This window comes from Pseudomonas corrugata, from assembly GCF_001269905.1.
GTDB classification, from domain to species: domain Bacteria; phylum Pseudomonadota; class Gammaproteobacteria; order Pseudomonadales; family Pseudomonadaceae; genus Aquipseudomonas; species Aquipseudomonas corrugata.
Genome location: NZ_LHVK01000022.1, coordinates 155,841 through 176,652, shown reverse-complemented (window position 1 = coordinate 176,652; position 20,812 = coordinate 155,841). Strand labels below are relative to the sequence as shown.

At 61.7% G+C, this 20,812-nt stretch carries 17 protein-coding genes; 9 read left to right on the top strand and 8 right to left on the bottom strand.

The annotated features are described in order from the left end of the window. Positions 1-23: 23 nt before the first annotated feature. The 7 genes from AD665_RS23360 to AD665_RS23330 form a co-directional block, all read right to left on the bottom strand. Positions 24-779: a metal-dependent hydrolase gene (locus AD665_RS23360; RefSeq protein WP_053194029.1), complete on the bottom strand. Its 756-nt coding sequence runs from the start codon at positions 777-779 to the stop codon at positions 24-26. Positions 780-782: 3 nt separating this feature from the next. After that, complete coding sequence (locus tag AD665_RS23355; protein WP_231995028.1) at positions 783-1,649, bottom strand: fatty acid desaturase family protein; 867 nt, start codon at positions 1,647-1,649, stop codon at positions 783-785. After that, on the bottom strand, positions 1,646-2,407 hold the full coding sequence (locus AD665_RS23350; RefSeq protein ID WP_231995029.1) for a hypothetical protein: 762 nt from the start codon (positions 2,405-2,407) through the stop codon (positions 1,646-1,648). Before AD665_RS23350 ends, AD665_RS23355 begins: the two co-directional genes overlap by 4 nt. Before the next feature lie 138 nt (positions 2,408-2,545). Further along, a complete protein-coding gene (locus tag AD665_RS23345; protein ID WP_024776423.1) occupies positions 2,546-3,466 on the bottom strand; it encodes a LysR family transcriptional regulator in 921 nt (306 codons plus the stop codon). A gap of 39 nt (positions 3,467-3,505) precedes the next feature. Further along, a complete protein-coding gene (locus AD665_RS23340) occupies positions 3,506-4,045 on the bottom strand; it encodes a hypothetical protein (RefSeq protein WP_053194025.1) in 540 nt (179 codons plus the stop codon). A gap of 165 nt (positions 4,046-4,210) precedes the next feature. After that, positions 4,211-5,014, bottom strand: coding sequence for a putative hydro-lyase (locus AD665_RS23335; RefSeq protein ID WP_024776425.1), 804 nt, complete (start codon positions 5,012-5,014; stop codon positions 4,211-4,213). A gap of 91 nt (positions 5,015-5,105) precedes the next feature. Continuing rightward, on the bottom strand, positions 5,106-6,053 hold the full coding sequence (locus tag AD665_RS23330; protein ID WP_024776426.1) for a LysR family transcriptional regulator: 948 nt from the start codon (positions 6,051-6,053) through the stop codon (positions 5,106-5,108). A 255-nt stretch (positions 6,054-6,308) separates the two neighbouring features. Here AD665_RS23330 and AD665_RS23325 point away from each other — a divergent pair, with 255 nt between their 5' ends. The 4 genes from AD665_RS23325 to AD665_RS23310 all read left to right on the top strand — a co-directional run bounded on the left by AD665_RS23325 (position 6,309) and on the right by AD665_RS23310 (position 11,033). Continuing rightward, a complete protein-coding gene (locus AD665_RS23325; protein ID WP_053194023.1) occupies positions 6,309-7,550 on the top strand; it encodes an OprD family porin in 1,242 nt (413 codons plus the stop codon). Positions 7,551-7,890: 340 nt separating this feature from the next. Further along, the gene (locus AD665_RS23320) at positions 7,891-9,333 is read left to right on the top strand and encodes a coniferyl aldehyde dehydrogenase (protein ID WP_053194021.1); all 1,443 of its coding nucleotides are present in this window, start codon (positions 7,891-7,893) and stop codon (positions 9,331-9,333) included. A gap of 20 nt (positions 9,334-9,353) precedes the next feature. Then, a complete protein-coding gene (locus tag AD665_RS23315; RefSeq protein ID WP_053194019.1) occupies positions 9,354-10,289 on the top strand; it encodes an alpha/beta hydrolase in 936 nt (311 codons plus the stop codon). Positions 10,290-10,370: 81 nt separating this feature from the next. Beyond that, the gene (locus tag AD665_RS23310; RefSeq protein ID WP_053194016.1) at positions 10,371-11,033 is read left to right on the top strand and encodes a TetR/AcrR family transcriptional regulator; all 663 of its coding nucleotides are present in this window, start codon (positions 10,371-10,373) and stop codon (positions 11,031-11,033) included. A 125-nt stretch (positions 11,034-11,158) separates the two neighbouring features. On the opposite strand, the gene AD665_RS23305 is transcribed toward AD665_RS23310, so the two are convergent. After that, on the bottom strand, positions 11,159-12,982 hold the full coding sequence (locus AD665_RS23305; protein ID WP_024776431.1) for a sigma-54-dependent Fis family transcriptional regulator: 1,824 nt from the start codon (positions 12,980-12,982) through the stop codon (positions 11,159-11,161). A 275-nt stretch (positions 12,983-13,257) separates the two neighbouring features. Here AD665_RS23305 and AD665_RS23300 point away from each other — a divergent pair, with 275 nt between their 5' ends. The 5 genes from AD665_RS23300 (at position 13,258) to AD665_RS23280 (ending at position 20,794) form a co-directional block, all read left to right on the top strand. Then, on the top strand, positions 13,258-14,025 hold the full coding sequence (locus AD665_RS23300; protein WP_024776432.1) for a coniferyl-alcohol dehydrogenase: 768 nt from the start codon (positions 13,258-13,260) through the stop codon (positions 14,023-14,025). A 94-nt stretch (positions 14,026-14,119) separates the two neighbouring features. Beyond that, on the top strand, positions 14,120-15,766 hold the full coding sequence (locus AD665_RS23295) for a DUF1302 domain-containing protein (RefSeq protein ID WP_053194014.1): 1,647 nt from the start codon (positions 14,120-14,122) through the stop codon (positions 15,764-15,766). An 18-nt stretch (positions 15,767-15,784) separates the two neighbouring features. After that, positions 15,785-17,146: a DUF1329 domain-containing protein gene (locus AD665_RS23290; protein ID WP_024777074.1), complete on the top strand. Its 1,362-nt coding sequence runs from the start codon at positions 15,785-15,787 to the stop codon at positions 17,144-17,146. 76 nt (positions 17,147-17,222) lie between these two features. Next, positions 17,223-18,302, top strand: coding sequence for a WD40/YVTN/BNR-like repeat-containing protein (locus AD665_RS23285; RefSeq protein ID WP_053194012.1), 1,080 nt, complete (start codon positions 17,223-17,225; stop codon positions 18,300-18,302). 95 nt (positions 18,303-18,397) lie between these two features. Continuing rightward, positions 18,398-20,794: an efflux RND transporter permease subunit gene (locus AD665_RS23280; RefSeq protein WP_231995060.1), complete on the top strand. Its 2,397-nt coding sequence runs from the start codon at positions 18,398-18,400 to the stop codon at positions 20,792-20,794. Positions 20,795-20,812: the final 18 nt, after the last annotated feature.

Genomic DNA, 20,812 nt, shown 5'->3' with positions numbered 1-20,812 from the left:
GAATAAGTCGGGAATATTGCAGTTCACTGACAGTTCGCAGTCGCGCCGGATCTTAATGGCAAGCAGTAGCCGATCCACCCGGCGATCAACAAGCCCAGGTTCACGCCATCGCGCAGCAACAGGCGAGCTGCAGCTCGTCGCACTTGTGCGCCGCTGACCCGACCACGCCGGATGTCGAAGCGGGCAAAACCGTGGACATGGCGCAGCACGTCGAACGCCAGCAGCGCCGATGCCACCATGAACCAGAACATGCGTTGCCAGTAAGGAATGCCCAACGCTTGCAACAGGTCCGTGGTGACGTGCTGGTGTGCCACTTCTTCGCGGCAATGCCAGCGCCACAGGCGTGTCTGCGAAGACTCCCCTTCCGAGAGCAGGCCGCCCTGGCGCAAGGCGATCCCGGATATCACCGCCGTCACATGCTCGAACGCGGCAGCCAGGGCCAGTTGTGCATTGAGCGACAACTTCGATTGCGCATGCCCGAGGTCCTTTTCGATGCTGATTTCGTACTTCCTGACCTCGAACCCCTGTTTTTCCAGTTGCTGGTTGTAGAGCCTGTGTGCTCGCTGGTGGGCGCGCTCCTCGGCGACGAAACGGCGCGATTCGGCGGCCAGTGTCGAGGTCTGTTGCAGCTGTGAGGCGGCTGACTCCACCACCGAAATCACAAACTGTTCACCCGCGGGCAGCAGCACTGAAAATGCATCGAACAGATAGGTCTTGATCGGCGTGTCGTTCCAGAAGGGCTGGAAGGGCAAAGGCTCGTCCTGCTTTTGATTTTCCAAGGCTTACTTCCAGAGTCGAGGACCGAAACGCATCCAGGTGGCAAGAAAGGCGCACAGCCCCACCGCGCTGCCTGGCCGGGTTTCAGCCAGCACCTTCGAGCGGGCGAGGGCATGGAACCAACGGGTCGCCGGCGCATCATGGTGCGTGCGATGCAGCGAGCGGTGCAGGATGAGCCAGGACACCCAAGTCGGCAGGTAAACGTCCGTCGTGATCTCCGCCGGGGCACGACGCGAACCCTGGGCCAAGATCGCTACACCGTAGTGCTCGGCCTGGGTCAACCAGAAATCCAGCCAGGCAAACAGGCAGTAGGGGATCAGCCAGGCGCATATGACTTGGCGAGGCACCTCATGGATCCCCACTGCCAGCGCGGCAAGGAGCAGGACGATCAAGGCGTTGTTCCGGCGCCAGCGCCAGACTTCGCGAGGCGGGACATAACGTCGGGAGATGGCATTGGTGGAGAGGGTCGTCCAGAGTTGCTCGACGGGGCCCAGCAGGCAGATCAGGCGCGTTCGCCATGACTGTTCATACATGAGTCCTTCGGGATCGTCGGCCTGACAGGTCTTACGGTGATGCTCCAGATGAAAGTAGCGGTAGCCGACGAAGTTGGCGCCGGACATCGCCGCTGCGAGCATTCCTGCGGCGTCATTGAGGCGCGTGCCGACGAGGAACTGACGATGCACGCCCTGGTGCTTGATCTCCTGGACACCGATCATCAGGACCGCCTGGAGTATCACCAACGGCGCAAGCCCCAGCCATCCGAATGCTTCGTCCCCTGCGAGCCAGGCGAGTGCAGCCGTATTCCCGATACACAGTGCCAGGAACAGATAGCTGGGCAGGTTGGTTCCGGTGCCAGGAAGGCTGGTCTTCACAAGCACACGAAGACCAGTTTTTTCATGCGTTGCAACCACGGCAACGGCATTCGCCTCCAGATGAATGAAAGCCCGGAAAGCGGCACTTTACCCCGGATCAACACGCCGACATCCAGCGACGGCTCATGGGGGAAGTAGTTGTCCTTGATCGCGACTATCTGGCGAAAACCTTTCTTGAAGTAATAACGCAGCTGTGGGTCCAGCGGCAGCCCCTGGCGTTCACTGCGCACGTACTGCGCGACCGTGATATCGGGGTTCTTCGAGCGCCAGCTCCGCAGGCCTGGGACGGGAGAGCCCAGGTAGATGTCCGACCATCCCTGCTTGAGTGCGTAGGGCCAGAAGAACTCGAAGATGGCGTTCGCGGCTTTCGGGTCGATGCTGCTCAGGCTGATGCCGAACAACGTGCCGGTCGCTGCGGACTCATCGCCGTGCTGTCGTCTGGCACAGTCTTCCCACGTCGAGCAGCGGTGGATGACGTCGTGCCGGGTGGGTTTCATGAACAACGAGGCCAACGCGGCGCCGGTATGGACGCAGAATGCACCGACACTCAAGGTGGGGAAGGCAGCAATTCGACTCGCCAGCATGACCGCATCGGCACGCTGGTCGTCGGTCCATTTCCTTTGCTCGAGCTCCAGCAGCGCAGGGAGATCGGTAGACGTCAGGAACCGGACATCGATCTCATCGTCATGGGCTGGTTGCAGGTTTGCTGGCGCGGCGTTGGTGGCTTGATTTCTTGTTTTTTTCAGGAGGGCTTGCATCAGGTAAGCGACTCACCGATTGAAGGGGACTGGAGCAATCGGCGCACACGGTAGGCCATCGGTGTGAAGCTATGATGACGAGGTTGACTGATACACCGCTATCGCGAGCAGGCTCGCTCCCACAGAGGCCAGGGACGCCTACTGTGCGTCCAGACGGCACTCTACCGGCAGAGCGGCGACGAACTCACCCACCACCTCCCGGGTCAGGCTGACGATGTCTTCCACCCGCTCCATGCCCGCGCCGGTGCGCCAACTGGCAACGATGTCCATCACCGAGGGCAGCGGTACGCCGGTCACCAGGGTTAATGTGCCGTGGGCCAGTTCGCCCTGTACCAACGCCGCCGGCATGGCGCCGATGCCGAAGCCGTCACGAACCAGGCGGGTGATGGCCGAGGCCGAGTTCACGCAGTTGATGCGCGGTGACACGATGTTCGCCGAGTGCAGCAGGTTGAGGATGTCCTGGTGGGGCCGCGAGTTGCGTGAAAACGTCACGATACGCTCCTGGGACAGATCCTCCAGCGAGGCGTATTGCCGGTCATAGATAGAGCCGGTGCGCACCACCCAATGCATCGGATAACGGGTCAAGAGTGCATTGCGCACGCTGTCCAGACGCAGGATATCGGTCTGAAAAATAATGTCCTGGTAGCCTTTTTCCAACTGGGAACACAGATTGCTCGCCGTGTCGGCCGACAGTTCGATTTCCAGGGCCGGATAGCATTCCATCAGGCGCGTCACCAGCGGGCTGAGCCAAGTGTGGATGACCGTATCCATGGCGCCTATGCGGATCCTGCCGCGTACCTGGCGCGGATCCTTGATCACGGCTTTCATGCTTTGCATGGTGTCCATGATGCGCTCGGCATACTCCAGCACCCGTTGCCCTTCGGAGGTCAGCGACACTCCTTTGGAGTCGCGCACGAACAGCCGCACGCCCATCTCGTCTTCCAGGGCCGCGATACGGCTGGAAATGGACGCCTGGGTGGTGAACAGTTTCTCCGCCGTGAGCCGGAAACTCTTCAGGCGAGCGACCCAGACAAAGGTTTCCAGAAACTTGATATTCACGTTGGCGGCTCTCCGGTACTGAGATTGGCAATGAGTGGATTACTGCGTTTGGGCCGCCACATACTGGAGCACCGCTTCAAGCCCCGCGGTATCCGGCACGCTGTTCATGAGCGCGCGAACGGCGCACCACGGATAGTCCTGCGCCGAGACCCACGCCATGACCGGCGCCAGATCGGTTGCCGGCAACGTCACCATATGCTCGATGGTGATCGTCAGTCCCTCGGCCAGATTGGACTCAGGCTCGAACTGCCAGTCATACAGCCCACAACCGACCCTGACCTCGCTGCTGTGCTTGTCCGACATCGCCACCAGCCACGTGCACTGGAATGCCTCGGCATTCCCGGAAGGCGGGGCGCTCAGGCAAAACGTATAGACGTTTTCGAAGGTCTGGCCAAAACGCCTGACCAGGACATCGCCAATGGCCTCGCGGCTTTCCACGTGCCCCGGAAAAGAAATCGAGCCGGTGCGCACGACCATGTCCAGCGTGGCATCGGCGGTGAAGGCCTGGTCCAGCAGGTGGGGGCGGTTGCTGTCCTTGGCATTGATGTACTGTTGGATCGATCGTTGGGCCGTGTTCATCGGGTATCCATGTCTGATTGAAAGTGCCACGCAAAACCCTGTGTGAGCGAGCCTGCTCTCGATGGCGGCGGCAGGGTTAACATCGACGGTGCCTGACACACCGTTATCGCGAGCAGGCTCGCTCCCACAGGATGGGTGGCTTGACCGAGGAGCCTTGTTCGTTCTCTACAAAGCACTATTCCACAAATCCGTCACCAGCATGCAACCCGGTGCGTGGGTGATGCAAAGCGGGGGACGGGAGGCCTGGACCACCGATTGCGGGGTCACGCCGCAGGCCCAGAACACCGGGATCTCATCCGCCTCGACTGGCACGGCGTCGCCGTAATCCGGTCTGCCCAGGGATTGGATGCCGATCAGCGAAGGGTCGCCGATGTGCACTGGAGCACCATGGACATTGGGCATGCGACCGGTGATCTGGATCGCCTGGATCGCGGCGGCGGCTTTCATCGGCCGCATGGTCACGACCATTTTGCCGGAGAGCCGGGCGGTGGGGCGAGTGTCGATGTTGGTCCGGAACATGGCGATGTTACGGCCCAGATCAATGTGTCGCAGCCGAATGCCGGCTTCCAGCAGTGGTTGTTCGAAAGAAAATGAACAGCCCAGGGCGAAGGCGACCATGTCGTCCTGCCAGAGATGCTCGATGTCCCGCGGCTCTTCGCTCAACTCGCCGTCACGGAAGACCCGGTAGCGAGGCACTTCGTGGCGGATATCGATGGCGTTGCCCAGGTTGCGGAAGTACGGGTCCCCGGGTTCGGTCACATCCAGTATCGGGCAGGCCTGGCGATTGAGAGTGCAGTAGCGCAGGAACTCGTTGGCCCAATCGCCGGACAGGATCACGATATTGGCTTGTACCCGGCCCCTGCCCAAGCCACTGGTGTGCCCCTGGTACTGGCCGGCAGCGATGCGCTGGCGCAGGGCAAGGGGGTCGTACTGCTGCAGTTGTTCAAAAGACAGGGCTGGGAGGGACATCAAGGTTTCTCCGTGGGTTCGTCCGTTCTTTTTAGAAAACCCGGGCAATGGCGTCCAACAAGGAATGTTGCTACCCCGTGACAAATAAAAGTTATTCGAGGGCGAGCAGGCTGTTCAGACCTGGCGCCGCCACCATGCGTTGAGGACCGACATCAAGGGCATATTGACCGACCACTTGGCGACTCATCTGGACGATGCTTTCGATCAGCTCCAGTCCCACGCCCGCGCGCCAGGAAGCAACGACGTTCAACTGGGGCAGGGACGTGCCCGGCTCCAACTGGATCAACTCGCCGCTCGCCAGGGGCTTGGCCACCAAGGCTGCAGGCAGGGCGCCGATACCGAAACCGTCACGAATCAACCGCGTCATGGCCGACACGGAGTTGACGCAACTGACCCGTGGCGTGTTGACCCCCTGGGCATACAGCAGGTTGAGTACATCCTGATGGGGGCGTGACTGCTTGACGAAGGTGATGATGCGTTCACTCGCCATCTCGGCCAGCGAAGCATACGGGCGGGCATAGATCGAATGACTGGCGGCGATCCAATGCATGGGGTAGTGCCCCAATTCGAGGTTGCGCACGCTTTCGTGGCGGACCAGGTCGGTCTGGAAAGCGATGTCCAGGTAACCCTTCTGCAACTGTTCGCACAGATTACGTGCAGCGTCGGCGGTGATTTCGATTTCCACCGCCGGAAAGGCCTGCATCAGCATTGACATCAACGGGCTCAGCCAGGTGTGGATCACCGTATCCATCACACCGATGCGCACCAGTCCTTGCTGCTCACTGCCGGTGTCCAGCGACTGCTTAAGCGCACGCTGGACCTCGAGCATCTGCTCGGCGTAATTGAGCACCTTGAAGCCTTCGGGCGTCAGCGATACACCCCGGGAATCTCGCACGAACAGGCGCTGGCCCAACTCGTCCTCCAGTGATGCGATCCGGGCGGAGATCGCGGCCTGGGTGCTGAACATCTTTTCGGCGGTCAGGCTGAAGCTCTGCAGCCGGGCAACCCATACGAAGGTTTCGAGAAACTTGAGGTTCATGACGGCTCTCTTGGTGCTTGTGGTTCTTATGATTGCAATTGTTACTCCAGATCCGGCCGATGGATGCATCAAATTTTCTTATACCCGATCTGCCTTTTTTCCCGTTTGACGCTTTCGAGGCGCGGCGCGAAGAATCCACTCCGACGACGCAGGTCGCTGCGCTCGTGTCCCAACGACAACGTCTTCACACAAGAATAACGAGGCGCCCGCAAAGCCCCCCGAGAGGGTTCGCTCGCGCCGATAAAAGGAGCACGCATGCAACATTTCAGATACTCCCCACGCAGATACGCCCCAATCGGTACGGTACTTGGCTTGAGCCTGATCGGCATGCCCGCCGCCCATGCGGATTTCATCGCCGACAGCAAAGGCACCCTGGAGGCGCGCAACTTCTACTTCAACCGCGACTTTCGCCAGGAAGGTTCACGGGACAAGGCCGAGGAGTGGGCCCAGGGCTTCCTGGTACGGATCGAGTCGGGCTACACCGCCGGCACCGTCGGTTTCGGCCTGGATGCCTTGGGGATGGCCGGTTTCAAGCTGGATTCGGGTGGCGGCACGGCGGGTACCAACCTGTTGCCGGCGGACTTGTCCGGAGGGTCTCAAGACCGCTACGGTGAACTGGGTCTGACCGCCAAGATGCGAGTGTCCAACAGCACCCTCAAGGCGGGAACGCTGCAGATCAAGGATCCGGTGGTGAGCTCCAACGATACGCGGCTGCTGCCGGCGACGTTCAAGGGGGGGCTGCTGAATGTGCAGGAAATCGATCGTTTGAAGCTGACCGGTGGGCAGATCACCCAGATCAACGTCGTCGACTCCACTGATTACCAGGACATGACCGCCAACCGCATCGGCGGCACCAGTGACAAGTTCCAGTTCGCCGGAGCGGACTATCAGTTCCTGCCGAACCTTACGGCGCAATACCGTTATGGAAAGCTGCAGGACATTTACCAGCAGAATTATTTCGGATTCGTCCATACCCTGGACCTGGGGGCCGGCCAGGCACTCAAAAGCGACGTGCGCTATTCGCGCAGCAGCGAGGACGGCAACTTCCGCAACATCGACAACCAGGCCTTTGGCGCGCTGTTTACCTACAGTCTTGGTGGTCATGCATTAGGCCTGGGCTACCAGCGCATGAGTGGCGACGACCCTTTCCCGTACATCAGTCGCAGCGACCCGTACCTGGTCAACTTCGTCCAGATCGGCGACTTCGCCAATATCGACGAGCGCTCCTGGCAAGCGCGCTATGACTACAATTTCGCCGCCCTCGGTGTTCCTGGTCTGACGTTCATGAGTCGCTACATTTCCGGTGATAACGTGCAACGTGCTGCGCCGGGGGAGGGCAAGGAGTGGGAACGCGACACCGACATTGCCTACGTGGTGCAGGACGGCTCGTTGAAAGGGTTGGGATTGAAATGGCGCAACGCCTCGGTGCGATCGAACTTTGGCAATGACCTGGATGAGAACCGGTTGATTGTCAGTTATACGATGGCGCTTTGGTAAGCAGAGGGCCACAGCAAGGCGCTGCTCAAATGAGCGGCGCCAGGGTAATGTTAGTAAATATAATCAATTCTTCGCGGGGGCACGCTTTTAAGTCGTAGATAAGGATTCTCAGAAAACAGTCATGCTCGAAGTCACCTTTGCGCGGCATGACCATCCTTTAGAGATGAACCCCATGTTTATGGGCATTAAAAGCCATTCGTCCGCCTGCTGAAAATAAGGAAACCCATGGGTTTCCTTTATTTTGTTTTTTGTCATACTCCATCGTGCGAGCCGGCAGAGGTGCCAGCTTGTCCGGTATTAGTACTGGCTAATAACAATTTAACCAGCAGGAACCCATGTCATGAGTATTCTCGGTCGCCCCGCTACAATGCCCCCCGCCGAACAACTTGCTAGCGCTCTTGCACGGATGAAGCAGGCCCACGTGGACGATGGGCCCGCGAGCCTGGAGTTGCGCCGTGACCGACTCGACCGGGCGATTGCCCTGCTGCTGGATAACCGTGAAGCCATCGTCGCGGCGGTGTCTGCGGACTTCGGCAACCGCAGTCGCGAACAGACCCTGCTGTCGGATATCGCCGGCTCGGTGGCGAGCCTCAAGCATTGCCGCGAGCACCTGGCCGAGTGGATGCAGTCGGAGACGCAGCCGGCTCCGTTCCCAGGTTGCGAAGCGCGGGTCGACTACCAGCCGTTGGGCGTGGTGGGGGTGATCAGTCCGTGGAATTTCCCCATCGTGTTGGCCTTCGGGCCGCTGGCAAGTATTCTCGCTGCCGGGAACCGGGCCATGCTCAAGCCCTCGGAGCTGACGCCGCGTACTTCGGCTCTGCTGGATGAGCTGATTGCCCGATATTTCGACGAGCGCGAGCTCTGCACGGTACTGGGCGATGCGCAGGTGGGAGCGCTGTTCAGCGCGCAACCCTTTGATCATCTGATCTTTACCGGTGGCACGTCAGTGGCCCGGCATATCATGCGTGCCGCCTCGGACAATCTGGTGCCGGTGACCCTGGAGTTGGGCGGCAAGTCGCCGGTGCTGGTCTCCCGTAGCGCCGACCTGGCTACCGTGGTGCAGCGGGTCCTGACGGTGAAGACCTTCAACGCCGGGCAGATATGCCTGGCTCCGGACTATGTGTTGCTGCCGGAAGAGTGCCTGGAGGATTTCGTCAGCGAGGCCATACGCTTCGTCAGCGCCATGTACCCGTCCCTGCGCAGCAATGCTGACTACACGTCAATCATCAACCCGCGCAATTTCGACCGTCTGCGGGACTATCTCGCCGATGCCGAGGCCAAGGGGGCCAGACTGGTGGAGATCAACCCCGCTCAAGAAGACCTGAGCGACCGCGAGATCCGCAAGATCGCCCCGACTCTGGTGCTCGATCCCAGTGAGCAGATGCAGGTACTGCGCGAGGAAATCTTCGGACCGTTGCTGCCGATCAAGACCTATCGCGACTTCGCCACAGCCATCGACTACGTCAACGGGCAGCCTCGGCCGTTGGCGGCCTACTATTTCGGCGAAGACGCCGATGAGCGCCGCGACGTGCTGGAGCGGACAACCTCGGGCGGCGTTGTGATCAATGACGTGATGAGCCATGTGCTGTTCGAGGCACTGCCCTTTGGCGGGGTCGGTCACTCCGGCATGGGGGCCTATCATGGCGTCTATGGTTTCCGAACATTCAGCCACGCCAAGGCGGTGGTTGTGCAGAGCGCTATCGGTGAGTCCAACCTGGCAATGCGCGCTCCCTACGGCCCGATGATCCATGGCCTGCTTGACCACTTGCTGACGGCCAACTGAGCCACCCGGGAGATCTGACCATGAACCTGTTGCAAACGCTCAAGGCCAAGCTGCTGCGCGCCCTTGCCAAGCGCATGAAGCCCAAGTTCGTCTACGACCCGGCACGCTATCCGTTGCGTTCGGTCGACGAGCAGTACATCCCGACGACCTGGGGGGCTGCGCGAGCCTTGTTCTACTGGCCCGATGTGCCGCCCGGGGAACGCCTGCCGGTGTATCTGAACCTGCATGGCGGTGGATTTGTCGCCGGGGTGCCGGAACACGACGACAGCTACTGCCGCCGTCTGGCTCACAACCTGGGTTGCCTGGTGGTCAACCTGGATTACGTCCTGGCTCCCGAGCATCCCTTTCCGGCGGGTTTGCGCCAGAGCTTCGAGGTGTTGGAGTGGCTGGCAGAGCAGGGCGCGACGCTGGGTATCGATCCGCAGCGCATCGCCGTCGGAGGGCACAGCGCTGGCGGCAACCTGGCCGCCGGTCTGGCTATCCTGGCGCGAGGGCACCAGCGCCTGCGGCTGGTGCACCAGATCATCGACTATGCGGCGCTGGATGTCTCCCAGGCTCCCGAACTGAAGCGTTCGACCCTCGACAAACCGTTACTCGGTCCGGGGCTGATGCGTTTTTTCAACCGGTGTTACCTGAGCGATCCGGCACAGGCCCGCGATCCCCTCGTCTCGCCATTGCTGGCGCCGGTCGAGGCATTGCGAGGCCTGCCTGCCGCCACATTGATCACTGCCGAGTACGATATCCTGCGCGCCGAAGGCGAGGCCTATGGAGAGAAACTGCGTCAGGCCGGCGTTACGGTGAACGAGAAAATGTTCCCCGGCTGCGATCACATGTTTACTCATCTGGGACCGGATGCTTCTGCGGATGAGGCATGGCAGTTCATCGAGGATGCATTGCGCGGGGCTTTCGAGGGGGGGCGGGTGGAGGCCGATAGCATGCTGGTCGAGAATCACTGACTCCCCCTGTGGCGAGGGGATAAATCCCCTCGCCACAGGTAACATGTGCATGTTTGATCAACGCTAACCAGGATGCCCCTCATGCCTGAAACCACTCCACAGGCCGTCAGGCGCGGTCGTCCGCCGGTGCGCAGCCGCGAGGAGCAGATGAGTCTGTTGCTCGATGCGGCGGCGCAGATACTCGGCAGTGGCAACTTTGCCAACGTCACCATGGATGCCATCGCCCGCGCCGCGGGCATTTCGAAGAAAACCTTGTACCTGCTGGTGGCGAGCAAGGAAGCGCTGCTTTCACAATTGGTGGCCCGGGACTTGTCGACCCTCGAGCTGCTGTTGGAAAGCGGAATCGACTGCGCCGAAGACCTGCTCAGCGAACTGCGCATGTACCTGACCCTATGGGCGCGCCTGACCCTGTCGCCGTTGGCGCTGGGGCTCTACTTGATGGCCGCGCAAGGGCGCGAGACAGCTCCGGACATCGCCAGGATCTGGTACCAGGAGGGCGCCGAGCGCTGCCTGGGTCTGTTGCGCAGCTGGTTGGAAAAGGCAGCGGGCAAGGGGCTCTTGGCACGTGGGGATGTCGAACCGGCGGTCGAACTGATCGATGCGCTGTTGATCTCGCAACCGCTCAAGCTGTTCACCCTTGGGGTTCAGCAGAGCTGGTCCGACGAGCAGATCGGCCAACGGGTCGACGTGGCCCTCGACATGTTTGGGCGTTGCTTCATCCAGCGCGAATCAGAGTCGGTATGAGCCTTTGGCAAGAGAACTGTAGGAGCCAGGCTTGCCCGCGATGAAGGCGCCTCGGTTTCAGGACAAACCGCGTTAACTTCATCGCGGGCAAGCCTGGCTCCCACAGATACTCTCGCCATGGATCCTTAATCCCCCGCCGACCGCCGCGACAGCCGATACGACAGCTGAGCACGGGTCAACCCAAGCCGGCGTGCCGCCTCGGAAACATTGCCTTTCACCTCGGCCAGACAATGGTCGATCATCGTTTCTTCAATTTCCTGCAGTGACAGCCGACTCAGGTCCTTGCCGCCGAACAGGGCCTGGATCGCCTCATTGCCAGCATGGGCAGGCGCGACAGGCGCAGGGGTGGCCGGGTCATTCGGGGCGGCCGCCAGTTGGCCGCGGGTGCCAATGGAGAACATCGGCTGGGCCAGCCGCTCGCCACTGGTGAACAGGTGGGCCAGGTCGATGGCCCCGCCATCCGGCGCACTGATCACGCCTCGCTCCACCAGGTTTTGCAGCTCGCGGATGTTGCCCGGAAAGTCATAGGCAAGCAGGGTGTCGGCCGTGCGCGGGGTGAAGCCGCTTATCTGCCGGCCATGATGACGGGTGAAGCGGTGCAGGAAGTGAGTCATCAGCAACGGGATGTCTTCCTTGCGCTCGCGCAGGGGCGGCAGGTGGATCGGGAAGACATTCAGACGGAAGAACAAGTCCTCGCGAAACTCGCCGCGCTGGGCGGCGGCGCGCAGGTCGACGTTGGTCGCAGCGACCACTCGAACATCGACTTTCAAGGTTCGGCTGCCGCCGACCCGCTCGATCTCACCTTCCTGCAAGGCCCGCAGCAGCTTGCCTTGGGCGACCAGGCTGAGAGTGGCGATTTCGTCGAGAAACAGGGTGCCGCCATCGGCTCGCTCGAAACGCCCGGCGCGGGATTGGGTCGCCCCGGTGAAGGCCCCGCGCTCGACGCCAAACAGCTCCGACTCCATCAGGTTTTCCGGAATGGCGGCGCAGTTGATCGCGACAAAAGGCGCATCGTGCCGCGGGCTGATGCGGTGCAGCATGCGTGCGAACATTTCCTTGCCGACGCCGGATTCGCCGGTGAACAGCACGGTCGCCTGGGTCGGTGCGACCCGGCGCAGCATGTGGCAGGCAGCGTTGAAGGCCGAGGAGATACCGACCATGTCGCCGTCCTGGGTCGGTTGCGGATCGGCTTGCAGACCGGGCGGTAATACGCCCTTGCCGCCAGGGTCGGGAGCCACCGTGCTACGTCCGCCGCTGCTGACGAAGGGTTCCGCTTTCAGGGCGGCCAGGTCCTCTTCCGCATCGTCCCATTCTTCCGCGGGTTTACCGATCAGCCGGCAGATGCTTGAACCGGTGGAACGGCATTCGACCTCGCGGTAGAGGATCAATCGACCAACCATTGCCGAGGTATATCCAGTGGCATAGCCGGTCTGCATCCAGCAGGCCGGCTCGGTACCGATGCCAAACTGGGCGATGTGCTCGTCATCCTCGCTGGAGTGGTGCCAGAGGAATTCGCCGTAATAGGTGCCCAGGTTCATATCGAATTCGAAATGCACGGGCTCGACTTTAACCGCGCCTTCGATGGCATGGATGATCGGACCGGCCGCGAACAGCGCCAGGAAGTCGGCCTCGGGGAAGCGCTCCTTGATCAGTGCCGCATCCCGCGCACCGCAGTGGTAGCCGGTGCGCAGCAGAATGCCGCGGGCGCGGGCCAGGCCCATGCTTTCAATCATCTCCCGACGAAGCGCGCCAACGCCGCTGCTGTGCATCAGCAGCATGCGTGCGCCATTGAGCCAGATACGACCGTCGCCGGGGCTGAACATCAGGCATTCGGTCAGATCCTGCAGTGTGGGGGCCGTGTCGGGAGGCAATTGTTCGCTCGCGCCGCGCACGGGTTTCTTTCGGACTCCGCTGGAGAGCTCGGCCAGGGAGATCAGCTTGTCTGCCATCGGAAATCCTTAATATGAGTAATCATAATCTGCATAGTGCAGCATGAAATTGCTGAAATCATCACTTTTTTCAGCGCCCGACTCCCCCTGTCTCACGTCGATATTCACCAAGAATGTCTGTATGCCGCGAGCTTGAGCGGTTGCCCTGTCATTGCCGTTAGATGGCATATCGCTTGCTACAACTAGTTACCGAGCATAACTAGTTCGGCAATAACAATATGACTTGGCTGCCCGCTTTCATGGGAGGCAGTACGAGCACGAATCGGGAAACCCGTATGAAGCTGACCAGCAAAAGGATCGTCGTGACCGGAGTCTCTTCGGGCATCGGCGCCGAGACAGCCCGAACCCTGCGTGCCCACGGGGCCATCGTGATCGGCATGGATCGCAACGAGCCCAACCTGAGCCTGGATGACTTTGTCCAGGCCGACCTCAGTCACCCCGAGGCCATCGATGCCGCCGTGCGACGGTTGCCGGAACAGATCGACGGCTTGTGCAACATCGCCGGGGTGCCAGGAACAGCCGATCCGCAGTTGGTGGCCCAGGTCAATTACCTCGGCCTGCGTCACCTTTGCGCCGCGGTCCTGCCCCGGATCCGAGCCGGAGGCAGCATCGTCAACGTGGCCTCGATCCTCGGTGCGCAGTGGCCACAGCGGTTAGAGCTGCATAAAGCCCTGGCCCGCACTGAAAGTTTTTTCCAGGGGCAAGCCTGGTTGGCTCAGCACCCGGTGCCCCAGGAGAGCTGCTACCAGTATTTCAAAGAAGCCCTGATCGTCTGGAACTATGTGCAGGCCCAGCCCTGGTTCCTGCAGTCCTCGGTACGCATGAACAGCGTGGCGCCGGGCCCGGTGTTCACGCCCATCCTGGGTGATTTCGTCAGCATGCTCGGCCAGGAACGCGTCGAGGCCGATGCTCATCGCATGAAGCGTCCGGCCTATGCCGATGAGGTGGCGGCTGCCATCGCCTTCCTGAGTGCAGACGAATCCCGCTGGATCAATGGCGTCAACCTGCCTGTCGATGGCGGGCTGGCCTCCACCTACATCTGAACGAGGAACCATCGCCTGCACATTGGCGGGCAGCTCATTGCCGGTCGCTTTCCAGACAACACGTTTCCACACAACAAGAACAATGAGGAACACCATGCACAACACTCGATGCTATCCGGGCTTCAAGCGTTCCACCCTGGCACTCTCGGTGTGCCTCGCCGGGCTGGCCGCCCAGGCCCAGGCCGCACAGATAGATCTGGGCGACAGTGACTGGCGCCTGCGCTGGGACAACACCATCAAGTACAGCCAGGCCTGGCGCCTGCAAGGTGCCGACGACCACTTGACCAACGCCTCCACGGCGGGCGGCTTGTACCCTTCGATCCAGGGCCAGGGCGACAAGAATTTCAGTCGCGGCCTGGTCTCCAACCGACTGGACCTGTTCAGCGAAATGGACCTGAATCGGGAAAATTACGGGCTGCGCGTCAGCGGGGCGGCCTGGTATGACGATATCTACAACAAGGACACCGACGACAGCGCGAATCCGCATTTCCTCAGCGATACCCGCGAACTCCACGGGCGCGACGCCGAATTGCTGGATGCCTTCGTGTTTCTGCGCGGTGATGTCGGCGATGCGAGCCAGGGCACCGTACGCCTGGGCCGGCATAGCCTGATCTATGGCGAGAGCCTGTTCTACGGCAGCAACGGCATCGCCGCCGCACAAGGGCCAACCGACGTCGTCAAGCTGCTCAGCGTACCAGGGACCCAGTTCAAGGAAATCCTGCGTCCGGTCAATCAAGTGTCCGGCCAGTTGCAGATCAACCCGCAGTTGTCCGTTGGGGCCTACTACCAGTTCGAGTGGGAGCGTTCCAACGTGCCAGGGGCGGGCAGCTACCTCAGCGACAACGATGGTATTGGCAAGGGGGCAGGGGACTGGGCCGAGGTGTTTGGCAACACCACCGTCCATGCTTCCGATATCGAGGCGAAGAACTCGGGGCAGGGCGGCCTGCAACTGCGCTTCAAGCCCGAAGACACCGAACTGGAACTCGGTTTCTACGCCGCCCAGTATCACGACAAGACGCCGAGCGCGTTGTACGCCTACCTGGACGGTGCGGCGGCCGCCGCCACTGGCTTGCCGATCCTGAGTTCCTACCGCCAGGTCTACGCCGAAGACATCAAGACTGTCGGCGCCAGCTTCTCCACGGCTTATGGCCCGTTCAACTTCGCCGGGGAAACTTCGGTGCGCTGGAATGCACCGCTGGTCAGCAATCTGCAGGTGGTGACACCGGGCACCGCGGCGGACAACAACGGTGATGCGCTCTACGCCAAAGGCAAGACCGCGCATGTGAACCTGTCGACGATCTACCTGCTGTCGCCCGGCGCGCTTTGGGACGGTGGCTCGGTACTTGCCGAACTGGCCTGGAACCGCACCCTCAGCGTGACTGACAACCCAGGTGCATTGGACCCCAACACCACCCGGGATGCCACTGCTCTGCGGGTACTGGCTGAACCGACTTACTTCCAAGTGGCCGACGGTCTCGACGTGAGCGTACCGGTGGGTTTCGGCGTGGGCCTCGATGGTCGCTCGTCCGCCGTCAGCAAGGGCGGTTTCGGCAATTCCCACGCCGGTGACTGGAGCGTAGGGCTCAAGGCCACTTACCTGCAGCGCTGGGACTTCGGCATCAACTACGTGAACTTCTTCGGCAAGGCTGCGGCAGGGCTGAACGAGGCGGGCAACTTCAGCTATGCGCAATCGCTGGCCGACCGTGACTTCGTCTCCATGTACGTGAAAACCACATTCTAATAAGAGGTTTCATCCCTTATGCAAAGCCAATTTTCCTTGCGTATGTCGGCCCTGGCCATTGCCTTGCTGAGTGCCGGCGTGGTGCAGGCGGCGGTTTCCCCCGACCAGGCCGCGCGGCTCAATACTGACCTCACCCCCATGGGCGCCGAGCGCGCGGGCAACAAGGACGGCAGCATTCCGGCATGGACCGGCGGCTATACGACAGCACCGGCGGGCTACAAGAACGGCGACAAGCGTGCCGACCCGTTTGCCGCCGACAAGCCGTTGTACTCGGTCAGCGCGGCCAACATGGCGCAGTACGCCGACCAGCTGTCCGACGGCGCTAAAGCCTTGCTACAGAAATACCCGGGCTATCGCCTGGACGTCTATCCGACTCACCGCAGCGCCGCCGCACCGCAATGGGTGTATGACAACACGCTGAAGAACGCGACCCGTGCCACCCTTGACGTGGACTCGGAAAAAGTCAGCGGTGCCTATGGCGGCATCCCATTCCCGTTGCCACAGAACGGGGCCGAGGTGCTGTGGAACTACCGCCTGTCCTGGCAGGGGGCCGATACCTTTTACTCACCGTTCGACACTTGGCTGATGACCGCCGGCGGCAAGAAGATCCAGGCCACCCGGGCACGTTTCTGGTATCAGAGCCCTTATTACTTCAAGGACGGCAGTCTCGAAACCTTCGGCGGCAAGTTCCTGATCGGCAAGCTGGCCACGGAACTGCCCTCGTCCAAGGCCGGCGAGGGCCTGATGACCCACTGGGACATGGACCCCGGCAAACGCGCCGCCTGGCAGTACCTGGTCGGCCAGCGTCGAGTACGGCGCGCACCGAACATCGCCTATGACACGCCGGACTTCGTCACCTCGGGCGTGGGCTTCTTCGACGAGGCCTTCATGGTCTTCGGCCCGACCGACCGTCACGACCTAAAGCTGATAGGCAAGAAAGAGTTGCTCGTGCCCTACAACAACAACCGTGCGGCCGCGGCGAAGAGCGATGATCTGGTCAAGCCGAATTTCCTCAATCCGGACCTGGTGCGCTGGGAGAAACACCGGGTCTGGGTAGTGAGCGCCACGCTCAAGGACGGCAAGCGTCACGTGGTGCCGAAACGCACCTATTACGTGGACGAGGACTCCTGGCAAGTGCTGCTGGTGGACGGTTACGACGCCCAGGGCAAATTGGGTCGCACCAACTACTCGCTGACCCTGTTGGCACCGGAAATGCCGGCGCTCACCGCACAGATGTCGTGGGGCAGCTACAACCTGGAGACCGGCGCCTACTTCCTGAACTCGGCCGCCAACGACCTGGATATCCAGTACCAGAGCTATCCGCGTCCGCCATCTTCATTCTTCACGCCTGACGCCATGGCCAACGACAGTTCGCGTTGAGCCGTTGCCAACGCGCCGGAGCCCTGGCACTGGCGCGTTCGGTTTGGATAACTCTTGAGTGGTGGCTGGAGCGGATATGATCGGTAACTTTTCACTCAGGCGGGCGTCGTCGGTGGTCCTGGCGCTGACGGTCTTGCTGATGTCGGGCTGGACAACGGCCAGCCCACGAATTGCCTTGCTCGACCAGACGGCACTGCAAAGTGCCAAGGCAACGCACGCCGCGTTGCTGGCGGTGACTCGCGCAGGCGAACGGCTCGTGGCGGTCGGCGAGCGCGGCATCGTCCTGCTCTCTGACGATTCCGGCAAGAGCTGGCGCCAGGCCCGGGTGCCGGTCAGTGTCAGCCTGACGGCGGTGCAGTTCGTCGATGACGAGCAGGGCTGGGCCGTCGGCCATATGGGCGTGGTGCTGCACAGCACCAACGGTGGCGAAACCTGGGTCAAGCAACTCGATGGCGTCGCTGCGGCGCAGTTGGCGCTGGTTGACGCGCAACAGGGCGACGACACCCAGCGTATCGAAGACGCCGAACGGCTGGTCGCGGACGGGCCGGACAAGCCGTTTCTCGACCTGTACTTCAGCGACCGTCGCAACGGCTACGTAGTCGGTGCCTATGGCCTGATCCTGCATACCGTGGACGGTGGTGGAACCTGGAAACCATGGATGCAGCAGGTGGACAACCCCGAGGGGCTCAACCTCTATGGCATCCGGGCGATGGGTGGCGAACTGTTCATCGTCGGTGAGCGGGGTCTGTTACTGCGCTCCAAAGACAACGGTCGCAGCTTCCAGTCGCTCGAATCCCCCTATGAAGGCAGTTTCTTTGGTCTGCAAGGCAGTGCCAGCGGCGAGTTGATCGCCTTCGGCCTGCGCGGCAACGCCTTCTGGTCGGGTGACCAGGGGAACAGTTGGCGGCGTATCGAAACCGGCCTGGAGGTGGCTTTGTCCGCCGGCACCCAACTGAAGGACGGAGCGCTGGTCCTGGCCAGCCAGGCCGGTGACCTGCTGCTCAGTTCCGGTCGGGGAAGCCGCTTGCGGCATCTTTCCGGTCCGACCGGCACCTCGATCGCCGGTCTGGTGGCGGCCCCCGATGGCAGCTTGATCTGCGTCGGCCTGGGCGGGCTGACCCGCCTCGAGCCAGCCCTTGCCTCGGCGCAGCGCTGAACCTACTTGCCAGAGCGCTATTTGCACAGCCCATGCGGCCGTATTTGGAGTCCGATGTGAACGACCATAATTCCTCCCTCGAACAGCAAGTGGTGATGGCTCGCCTGGAGGATTTCGATCCGCGTTCCGGCAACCTCGGCGAGCGGGCGATCTTCAACCACCGGCCCTGGGTCATGCTGCTCTGCCTGCTGGTGACCCTGGTGCTGGGTTATCAGGCCAGCAAGATCGGCCTCAATGCCAGTTTCGAGAAGACCATCCCGACCTCCCATCCCTACGTGGCCAACTTTCTCGAACAGCGCAGTGAGTTGAGCGGCCTCGGCAACTCGATCCGCGTCGCCGTGGCGGTCAAGCAAGGCACTATTTTCAACAAGGATTACCTCGATACTCTCGCCAAGCTCAACGACGAGATCTACCTGCTGCCAGGTGTCGACAAGCCTTACATGAAGTCTCTGTGGACGCCGACCACGCGCTGGACCGCCGTGACCGAGGACGGCCTGGATGGCGGCACGGTGATTCCGGACAGCTACGACGGTTCGCCGGCCAGCCTGGATGAGGTGCGGACCAACGTTGCCCGTTCCGGTGAGATCGGCCAATTGGTGGCCGGCAACTTCCAGTCCAGTGTGATTTTCGTGCCGCTGCTGGAAATCAACCCGGCGACCGGCAAGGCACTGGATGCCGGTGAGTTTTCACGGCAACTGGAGGCCTTGCGCGACAAGTACCAGAACGAGCGCATCCAGATTCACATCACCGGTTTCACCAAGATCATCGGTGACCTGATCGCCGGGCTGGGACAAGTCATGCTGTTCTTCGCGGTCGCCGTGCTGGTGACCGTGGCGGTGCTCTATTGGTACACCCGCTGTGCACGCAGCACGGCATTGGTGGTGCTCTGCTCCCTGGTGGCGGTGCTCTGGCAGATCGGCCTGCTCGCCACCCTCGGCTACGATCTGGACCCATACTCGGCGCTGGTTCCGTTCCTGGTGTTCGCCATCGGCATGAGCCACGGTGCGCAGAAAATGAACGGGATCATGCAGGACATCGGCCGTGGCACCCACCGGGTCGTCGCGGCACGCTACACCTTCCGCCGTCTGTTCGCCGCCGGCATGACCGCACTGCTCTGCGATGCGGTGGGTTTCGCTGTGCTGATCGTGATCAAGATCCAGGTGATCCAGGACCTGGCGATCACCGCCAGCATTGGCGTGGCGGTGCTGATCTTCACCAACCTGATCCTGCTGCCGATCCTGCTCAGCTACATCGGCGTCGGTGCCAAGGCCGCAGCCCGCAGCCTGCGGGCGGAAACCGCTGAGTTGAGCGCGAACGTCAAGCACCCGCTGTGGAGTTTTCTCGACCTGTTTACCCGGCGTTCCTGGGCCATTGCCGCCTGCCTGGTCGGCCTGGCCCTGGCAGCAGGCGGGTTTGCCGTCAGCCTGCACCTGAAGATCGGCGATCTGGATCCCGGTGCCCCGGAGCTGCGACCAGACTCGCGCTACAACCGTGATGCGGCGTTCATGACGCAGAACTACGCAGCCAGTTCGGACATCTTCGTGGTCATGGTGAAAACCCCGGAGGACCAATGCACACGCTATCCGACACTGGCCGCGGTCGATTCGCTGGCCTGGCAACTGGAGCAGTTGCCCGGTGTGGAATCCACCAACTCCATGGCTGCCCTGAGTAAAGTCGCTGCCGCCGGTTACAACGAGGGCAACTTCAAGTGGTACGAGTTGATCCCCAACGACGGTGCCCTCGGCGCCGTGCAGACTCGGGCACCACGCGAACTGTTCAACCAGGGCTGTTCGCTGCTTTCGCTCTACGTGTATCTGGCCGACCACAAGGCCGACACCCTGGAGCGAGTGGTGCAGACCAGCGAAGCGTTCATTGCGCAACAGAAACTGCCGGAGGTGAAGTTCATGCTGGCCGCCGGCAGCGCCGGGATCGAGGCAGCGACCAATATCGTGGTGAAGAAGGCCATGCACGAGATGCTGTTCTGGGTTTACGGCGCGGTGATCCTGCTGTGCTGGGTGACCTTTCGCTCCTGGCGCGCGGTACTGGCCGCGGTGCTGCCGCTGGTACTCACGTCGATCCTGTGCGAGGCGCTGATGGTTGGCCTCGGCATGGGCGTCAAGGTGGCGACGTTGCCGGTGATCGCCCTCGGCGTAGGCATCGGTGTCGACTACGCGCTCTATGTGTTGAGCATCATCCTGGCGCACATGCGTGCCGGCGCCTCGCTGTCCGAGGCGTATTACCGGGCACTGCTCTTCACCGGCAAGGTGGTGCTGTTGACCGGCATCACCCTGGCTATCGCGGTGGCGACCTGGGCCTGGTCACCGATCAAGTTTCAGGCTGACATGGGCATCCTGCTGGCGTTCATGTTCCTGGTGAACATGCTCGGTGCCCTGATCCTGTTACCGGCGCTGGCTCACTTCCTGTTGCCGCAGAGGTTGTTCGCAAAAAAGCCTGAGGCCTGCGGCGCGTTGCAGGCGGTCGAGGAGGGCTGACGGGGTCATTCAGCGACC